Annotated in this window: 5 protein-coding genes; all 5 read left to right on the forward strand. The window is 58.6% G+C overall.

The window, feature by feature from the left end; genetic code table 11:
* The first annotated feature begins 247 nt into the window (after positions 1-247).
* The gene (locus GWQ22_RS20560; RefSeq protein ID WP_212514741.1) at positions 248-1,273 is read left to right on the forward strand and encodes an ABC transporter permease subunit; all 1,026 of its coding nucleotides are present in this window, start codon (positions 248-250) and stop codon (positions 1,271-1,273) included.
* Positions 1,274-1,275: 2 nt separating this feature from the next.
* Positions 1,276-2,319: an ABC transporter permease subunit gene (locus GWQ22_RS20565; protein WP_212514740.1), complete on the forward strand. Its 1,044-nt coding sequence runs from the start codon at positions 1,276-1,278 to the stop codon at positions 2,317-2,319.
* An 82-nt stretch (positions 2,320-2,401) separates the two neighbouring features.
* Positions 2,402-4,219, forward strand: coding sequence for an extracellular solute-binding protein (locus tag GWQ22_RS20570; RefSeq protein ID WP_275931500.1), 1,818 nt, complete (start codon positions 2,402-2,404; stop codon positions 4,217-4,219).
* 25 nt (positions 4,220-4,244) lie between these two features.
* Entirely contained in the window at positions 4,245-5,303 is a 1,059-nt protein-coding gene (locus GWQ22_RS20575) for an ABC transporter ATP-binding protein (RefSeq protein ID WP_275931501.1), read from the forward strand.
* Entirely contained in the window at positions 5,300-6,301 is a 1,002-nt protein-coding gene (locus GWQ22_RS20580; protein WP_108537940.1) for a dipeptide ABC transporter ATP-binding protein, read from the forward strand. The genes GWQ22_RS20575 and GWQ22_RS20580 overlap by 4 nt, the downstream gene beginning before the upstream one ends.
* The last annotated feature ends 326 nt before the right edge of the window (positions 6,302-6,627 follow it).

Here is a 6,627-nt window from a genome sequence, read left to right on the forward strand (position 1 = left end):
GGCCGCACGATGAAGAGCAAAAGTTAGCATGATCGTTACCATGTTCGGGAGTCACATAGGAGATCAGATCCTGGAAATCGGGAAAAGTGCCAATCAGTTCACAATATTTGTGTATAAGAGTCAGCTTTTACAGTGACCCAGCGGATTGTCTGTCAATAACAGCCTATCCAGTGAGTAATGCCAGGAAGGACAGGCCGGTCATCGGAATTGACTAGCCATACAAGAACAACAAGGACGAGGTTTCACCATGCTGTCGTATTTCTTACGTCGGATGCTTTTGATCATCCCGACGTTTCTCGGTATCACCCTGCTCGTCTTCACCATCACCCGTTTCGTGCCCGGCGGCCCGGTTGAACGCATGTTGTTGCAGGCGCAGGTGTCCCAGAACGAATCTGGCCGATCCAGCGGCAGCAAGGGTGCGCAGGCCCTCTCCGATGAACAGATCGAGGAGCTCAAGGCCTTCTATGGCCTCGACAAGCCGATGCTGATCGCCTATTGGGAGTGGCTGCAGAAGCTGGCCGTACTGGATCTCGGGGAGTCGACCCGCTATTACGAGCCGGTGTGGGGCCTCATCAAAGACAGGCTACCGGTCACCGCCTTCTTCGGGTTGGCCACCTTTCTGCTGAGCTACGCGGTATCCATACCACTCGGAGTGGCCAAGGCCCTCAGGCACAATAGCCGCTTCGATTCGCTCAGCTCCATGCTCATCTACATGGCCTATGCCCTGCCCGCCTACGTGGTGGGTATCTTTCTCATCACCGTCTTCGCCTTCCATCTGGAATGGCTGCCCATGGGCGGTTTTCCGGGGGACGATTTCGACGCCATGGAGAGCCGCTGGGCTCAGATACGTACCGTCTTTGCCCACGCCCTGTTGCCGCTCATCGCCTACGCCATCGGGGATTTTGCCATCCTCACCATGACCATGAAGAACAGCCTGATGGAGAACCTGTCGGCGGATTACGTGCGTACCGCTGTGGCCAAGGGGCTACCGTTTCGCAAGGCGGTCACCGACCACGCCATGCGCAACAGCCTGATCCCCATTGCCAGTCACTTAGGGTCTGTGCTCACTGTCTTCTTCGGTGGCTCCTTTCTCATCGAGACCATTTTCAACATCGACGGCATAGGGCTGCTCGGTTATGAGGCGATCGTCGAGCGGGATTACCCCACCGTCATGGGTATTTTGGCCATCACCTCCATGTTGATGCTGGTTGGAAATATCGTCTCCGATATCTGTGTTGCCTTTGTTGACCCCCGCGTGCGGTTTGGAGAATAACCATGAAGCTCAACCCGGTTACCTTAAAAAAACTCAAGCGTTTCAAGTCGATAAAGCGTGGTTATTACTCGTTTGTCATCTTTACCACCCTGGTGGTGCTCTCCCTGCTGGCGGAGCTGCTGGTCAACAGCCGGGCACTGATTGTGAGCTATCAGGGTCAGCTCCACTTCCCCACTTATGGTGACGTAATCCCCGGTACTCACTTCGGGCTCGATTACGAGTACGAGACCAACTATCGCCAGCTCAAGGCCAAATTTGCAGAGGAGGGCAAGGGCAACTGGGTGCTGTTGCCGCCTGTACCCTGGAACCCTTATGAGCAGGATTTCAAGCAAGATACCTATCCGCCCTTCGCCCCCAGCCTGGCTGAACGCCACTTCCTCGGCACCGACACCAGCGGCCGCGATGTGCTGGCGCGGCTGGTCTATGGCTTTCGCATCGCCATCGGCTTTGCCTTTATCGCGCTAGCGGCCAGTTACGCCATCGGGGTCACCATCGGCTGTCTGATGGGCTTTCTCGGCGGCCGCTTTGACCTCATCTTGCAACGCTTCATCGAGATCTGGTCCCAGGTGCCGTTTCTCTACGTCATCATGATCCTGGTGTCGCTGGCCAAGCCCAACTTCGGTCTGTTTGTCGGCATCAACGTGCTGTTCGGCTGGATGGGGATCACCTGGTATATGCGCACCCTCACCTACAAGGAGCGGGCACGGGACTATGTGATGGCGGCGCGGGCGCAAGGGGCCACCACCGGGCGGATCATCTTCAACCACATTCTGCCCAATACCCTGATGATGATCGTTACCCTGGCGCCGTTCGCCGTGGTGGGCAACATATCCATCCTGACGGCGCTGGACTATCTGGGCTTCGGGTTGGCACCACCGACCCCGAGCTGGGGCGAGCTGCTCTCGCAGGGGATCAACAATCTGGATGCCATCTGGATCGTCAGTTCGGTGGTGGCGGCGGTGAGTCTGGTGCTGATCATGGTCTCCTTTATCGGCGAGGCGATCCGCGAGGCGTTCGACCCGCGTAAATTTACCCGTTATCAGTGACCCACGGCGCCCTCATGGCCCCGGGTGACTCACCCTTAAATCGACAAGACCCCAGTGCAGGGGCTAGACCAGGAAGTCAAACATGAATAATAAAATCAAATGGATAGGTGCACTTTTTCTGCTGGTGAACGGATCATGGGTATTGGCCGCCAGCCTGCCCGCTGATCTCAAGTGGGAGACCAACGACACGGACCCCGTGTTCGCCTCTTCCAAGGCGCTGCCGGGCGGCAGCCTCAACCTCTTCATCGACAGCTTTCCGCTGACGTTTCGCACTGTAGGGCCGGATTCCAACGGTTCGTTCCGCTCCTTCATCCAGGATAACCAGCTGCGGCTGATCAGCTTTCACCCCAACACCGGCAACCCCATCCCATCGCTGGCGACCCACTGGGCCATCGCGCCAGACAATCAGACCGTCTACTTCAAGCTGGATCCGCGGGCCAAATGGTCCGACGGCAAGCCGGTCACCGCCGACGACTACACCTTCGGCTACGAGATGATGCGCTCAAAAGAAATCCGCGCCCCTTGGTACAACAACTACTACACCACCGAAGTGGTAGCGGTAGAGAAGATCGATGACCACACCATTATGGTCAAAACGGGCAACCGCAAGGCCAAGCTGGACCTGCTCAACACCACCGAGCTGTACCCTCAGCCCAAGCACTACTACAAGCTCACCCCCAACTGGGTGAAGCAGTACAACTGGGCCGTGGTGCCTACGACAGGTCCCTATGTGATGACTGACGTGAAGAAGGGCAAGTCTGTCACCTTCGGCAAGCAGCAGGACTGGTGGGCCAAAGACGATCGCTACAACCAGCACAGATTCAATATCGACGCCATCAAGGTGCAGGTGATCCGCGACCACAACATCGCATTTCGTCACTTCCTCAAAGGAGAACTCGATACCTTCGAGATGATCCTGCCCAACTGGTGGCATGAAAAAGCCGTGACCCCGGAATACAAGAAGGGGTACGTGCAGAAGGTGATGGCCATGACCGACACCAAACAGGGCGGTCAGGGGGTTCATCTCAATGTGGCTAACCCCAAGCTGGCGGACGTGAATGTGCGCCTCGGCATCCAGCACGCCTTCAACATCGACAAGATGATCGAAACCGTGCTGCGTGGCGACTACGACAGAGCCACCACCTTCGGCTCGGGCTTTGGCGAGTTCACCGACATCACACTGCCGGAGCGGGCTTACGACATCGGCAAGGCGCGTGAATACTTTGCCAAGGGCGGCTACAACAAGCCGGGGCCGGATGGCATCCTGCAAAATGACAAGGGCGAGCGGTTGACGCTGGCGCTCACCTACACCAGTCAGGAGCACTCCAAGCGACTGACCGTGCTCAGGGAAGAGGCCAAGAAGGCGGGTCTGGATCTGGAGCTTAACCTGGTGGATGGTGCCACCGGCTTCAAAGTGATGCTGGAGAAGAAACACGAGGCGGCCTGGCTTGGTTGGGGCGGCGGCGGTCTCTATCCGCAATATTGGGAGTTTTTCCACTCGGACAACGCCAACAAGCCGCAGACCAACAACCTGTTCAACGTGGCTGACAAAGAGCTCGATGGTCTGATCGATGCCTACAACGTCGAATTCGACATGGCCAAACGGGCCAAGCTCTCACAACGGATCCAGCAGCGTATCTATGACCTCGCCATCTTCGTCCCCGGGGTGCAGCTCAACTATGTGCGGGCCAGCAGCTGGCGTCATGTGATGCTGCCCGAGGTGCCCGCCACCCAGAACACGCCGGATCTGCTCTACTGGCCCATGGATGGCTATCCCCACAGCAGTGGCGGCCTGCTCTGGCTGGATCCCAAGGTGAAGGAAGAGACCTTGAAAGCCAAGGAGGCAGGGGAGGCGCTGGCGCCCATCAACCTGCTAGACCAGACCCATGCACGTCATTGATGCCATAGAGAAGGGAGCAGCCGTTATGCCCAACACCCAGGCCCCCATCCTTGACGTACCGGATAACGGGGGGGAGTTCGCCGTTGATGACGGCCAGAACCAGGCCTCGATTCTTGAGGTAAGCGATCTCGAGGTGGAGTTTGCCGTCGATGACGGCAAGATCAAGGTGCTCGACGGGGTCAGCTTCAAGGTGGCACCGGGCCAGACGCTGGGGATCGTCGGCGAGTCCGGCTGTGGCAAGAGCGTCACCTCACTGGCCATCATGGGGCTCTTGCCCAAACCCCACGGTCAGGTGGTGGCCGGTTCTATCCGCTTTCAGGGGGAGGATCTGCTCACGCTGGCGCCGGATCAGATGTACAAGGTGCGCGGCAACCGCATCTCGATGATCTTTCAGGAGCCGATGACGGCCCTCAACCCGGTGCAGACGGTCGGTGAGCAACTGATGGAGGTATTTCGCCTCCATCGCCCCGAGTATGACAAGGCCCAGCGCAAAGCCGCGGCCATCGCCATGCTGCAGAAGGTGGGGATCCCTGAGCCTGCCCAGCGCTTTGCCGTTTACCCTCACAACCTCTCCGGCGGCATGCGCCAGCGGGTGATGATCGCCATGGCGCTCTCCTGCGAGCCGGACCTGCTTATCTGCGACGAACCGACCACGGCGCTGGATGTCACCATTCAGGCCCAGATCCTCGAACTGATGAAAGAGCTGCAAGCCCAGACCGGGATGGCCATCATCTTTATCACCCACGATCTGGGGGTGGTGGCGGAGCTGTGCGACGAAGTGGTGGTGATGTACGCCGGCCGCGCGGTGGAGCAGGCCGATGTGTTCGAACTGTTTGACCATCCCCGTCACCCCTATACCCACGGTTTGATGAGCTCGATCCCGCGCCTGGAGGATGAGCCCAAGAGCCTGCTCAAGACCATCAAGGGGCAGGTGCCAGCCCTGCACGAAATGCCCGCTGGCTGCCGCTTCTCCAACCGCTGCCCTCACGCAACCGACCTCTGTGTCAGTGCCATTCCGGCAGTGGAACAACTAAACTCGCGTCACCATGTCGCCTGTCACTACTGGAAGGAGTTGACCGTATGAGTACCCTGTTATCGGTCAGGGACCTGAAACAGCACTTCCGGCTGGGCGGCGGGTTTTTGCGCAAGAAATATACGGTTCACGCAGTGGATGGCGTCAGCTTCGACCTGAAACAGGGGGAGACGCTGGGGCTGGTGGGCGAATCGGGTTGCGGCAAATCCACCCTCGGGCGCAGCCTGCTCAAGCTGTTCGAGCCGACCGCGGGCACCATCACCTTCGAGGGGCGTGATATCACAGCGCTCAGCCCGAAGGAGATGCGCTCCCTGCGCCAGGAGATGCAGATGGTGTTTCAGGATCCTGCAGAATCCCTCAACAGCCGCCACACCGTGGGCCAGATTTTGGAGGAGCCCTTTATCATCCACGGCAAGGGCAATGGTGAGCAGCGCCGCGTCTGGGTGCAGGAGTTGCTGGAAAAAGTGGGCCTGCCAGGCAGCGCGGTGGATCGCTATCCCCACGAGTTTTCCGGTGGTCAGCGCCAGCGCATCGGCATCGCCCGTGCCATCGCCCTCAAGCCCAAGCTGCTGGTGTGCGACGAGGCGGTGTCGGCGCTCGATGTCTCGGTGCAGTCCCAGATCGTCAACCTGCTGCTCAGCCTGCAGCGGGAGATGAACCTCTCCATCATCTTCATCGCTCACGATCTGTCGGTGGTCAAACACATCTCGGATCGGATTGCGGTGATGTATTTAGGCAGGATCGTCGAACTGGCGGAGGCTCAAGCGCTCTATCTGGCGCCACGTCACCCCTACACCCAGGCGCTGATTTCGGCCATTCCGGTGCCGGATCCACGGCGGCGCAGCCAGCGCATCCTGCTGACCGGCGATGTGCCGTCCCCCATCTCGCCGCCGAGCGGTTGCCATTTTCACCAGCGTTGTCCCTATGCCACCGAGCTGTGCCGCCATACGGCGCCAAGTCTGCAGATCTGTGACGGGACGGCCCATCAGGTAGCCTGCCATTTCCCCTTGGTTGCAGCGGAGGTTGTGCCCCTGGGAAAGGCGATATGATGCCGGTGCCCGCATCGCAACAGAGTGGCACAGGAGACAAGCAATAAAAAATGGGGCCTGTGGGCCCCATCTTCATGGTTGGAGTTCAGGTTTGGCCGTGGAAAGTCTGGCCAGGGCAGGACAGCGGCCCCGAGAGGGGATAGCTGTGGCAATCATTATGATGTGTGTAATTTTACTACTTAATGTCTGTTTTTCCCGATGGAGTTATGGTCATTTCTGGTGTACGGAGGGATAGAAGAGGTGGCGTATCCTGCTGATTGATTCCCGCGAAGAATCTCAATCAACAGAGGTGATACGCCATGACTAATTCTACCCTCAGAGCCCTG

Source organism: Aeromonas sp. 1HA1, assembly GCF_029237385.1.
GTDB lineage: Bacteria > Pseudomonadota > Gammaproteobacteria > Enterobacterales > Aeromonadaceae > Aeromonas > Aeromonas popoffii.

Coding starts and splice junctions, on each gene's coding strand:
- GWQ22_RS20575 (WP_275931501.1), top strand. CDS start 4,245: ATGCCCAACACCCAGGCCCCCATCCTTGACGTACCGGATAACGGGGGG.
- GWQ22_RS20570 (WP_275931500.1), top strand. CDS start 2,402: ATGAATAATAAAATCAAATGGATAGGTGCACTTTTTCTGCTGGTGAAC.
- GWQ22_RS20580 (WP_108537940.1), top strand. CDS start 5,300: ATGAGTACCCTGTTATCGGTCAGGGACCTGAAACAGCACTTCCGGCTG.
- GWQ22_RS20560 (WP_212514741.1), top strand. CDS start 248: ATGCTGTCGTATTTCTTACGTCGGATGCTTTTGATCATCCCGACGTTT.
- GWQ22_RS20565 (WP_212514740.1), top strand. CDS start 1,276: ATGAAGCTCAACCCGGTTACCTTAAAAAAACTCAAGCGTTTCAAGTCG.